This window comes from Microbacterium sp. C448, assembly GCF_000582705.2.
GTDB lineage: Bacteria > Actinomycetota > Actinomycetes > Actinomycetales > Microbacteriaceae > Microbacterium > Microbacterium lacus_A.
In genome coordinates this window covers 1-1,486 of record NZ_HG779797.1, presented here as the reverse complement: position 1 = coordinate 1,486, position 1,486 = coordinate 1, and the positions used below count along the sequence as shown (strand labels likewise).

General features: G+C 65.8%; 2 protein-coding genes. Both read left to right on the top strand.

What is annotated here, in order from left to right; translation table 11 throughout:
* On the top strand, window positions 1-237 hold a 237-nt coding region (locus MIC448_RS14590), incomplete at its 5' end, for an HNH endonuclease signature motif containing protein (protein WP_144238068.1).
* A gap of 26 nt (window positions 238-263) precedes the next feature.
* A partial coding sequence (gene aspS, locus MIC448_RS14585) for an aspartate--tRNA(Asn) ligase (RefSeq protein WP_036301368.1) occupies window positions 264-1,486 on the top strand: 1,223 nt, incomplete at its 3' end.

The following is a 1,486-nucleotide window of genomic DNA, read 5'->3' as shown; positions in this document are numbered from 1 at the left end:
TGGTGCGAAATCCATCACGTCACGGGTCATGCCGAAGGCGGGCCGACGCACACCGACAACGGAGTCCTCCTCTGTTGGTACCACCACAGGTTCGTCGATCGAAACGGTTGGTCGATCCGCATGAACCGGGGCGTCCCCGAAGTCCGCGCACCTTCCTGGATAGACGCCCGGATGCTCTGGCGCCCCGTCACCCGCTCCCCCACCCGCCTGCGGGATCGGGTCGTCCGGCAGACGTGAAGCGAGCCCCCGTAGACTGAACCCTCGTGAGTCAACGCGTACTGGTCAACCAGCTTCAGGGTCTGCCCGACGGCACCGTTTCGGTGTCGGGATGGGTCGAGACCGTCCGCGACCAGAAGAAGGTGCAGTTCGTCATCCTGCGTGACGAGACCGGCGCCGTGCAGCTCGTCAACCCGGCGACGCGCGAGCTGGCCGAAGACGCCGCGCCTGAGGCATCCGCGGCCCTGGCCCTCACCGAGACGATCTCGGGACTCGCTACGGGCACCTTCTTGACCGTGACGGGCGAACTCAAGCACGATGAGCGCGTCAAGCTCGGCGGCGTCGAGATCAAACTCGCGACCCTCGACATCGCCGCAGCGGCGAACCCCGAGACCCCGATCGCCGCGGACTCGAGCGTCGACAAGCGCATGGACTGGCGCTTCCTCGACCTGCGCCAGCGCCGCAACAACCTCATCTTCCGTGTGCAGACCACGCTCGAGCACGCGATGCGCACCTACTGGATCGAACGCGACTACATCGAGATCCACTCCCCCAAGCTCATGGCGAGCCCGTCGGAGTCGAACGCCGAACTGTTCTCGCTCGACTACTTCGAAGACAAGACGGCCTACCTCGCGCAGAGCCCCCAGTTCTTCAAGCAGATGGCGCAGTCCGCCGGCTTCGGCAAGATCTTCGAGATCGCCCCCGCCTTCCGCGCCGACCCGTCGTTCACGAGCCGACACGCGACCGAGTTCACGTCGATCGACGCCGAGATCAGCTGGATCGACTCACACGAAGACGTCGCACGGATGCAGGAAGAGCTGCTGCAGTTCGCCTTCCAGGCCGTGAAGGACAAGCACGGCGCCGAGATCGAAGAGCTCTTCGGCGTCGAGGTGCAGGTTCCGGCCATCCCGTTCCCGCGCGTCCCGCTCGCCGAGGCGCTCGAGATCGTCAAGGCGCGCGGCTACGAAGTCCCGCGCACGGATGGCGACCTCGACCCCGAGGGCGAGCGCCAGATCGCCGCGTGGGCGCAGGACACCTTCGGCCACCAGTTCGTGTTCGTCACCGACTACCACCCGCAGATCCGCGCTTTCTACCACATGCGCGACGAAGAGACCGGGCTGACCAAGTCGTACGACCTGCTCTTCAACGGCGTCGAGATCACGACGGGCGCCCAGCGCGAGCACCGCGTCGACATCCTGATCGAGCAGGCGAAGGAGAAGGGGCTCGACCCCGAGCACCTCGACTTCTACCTCGACTTCTTCCGCTTCGG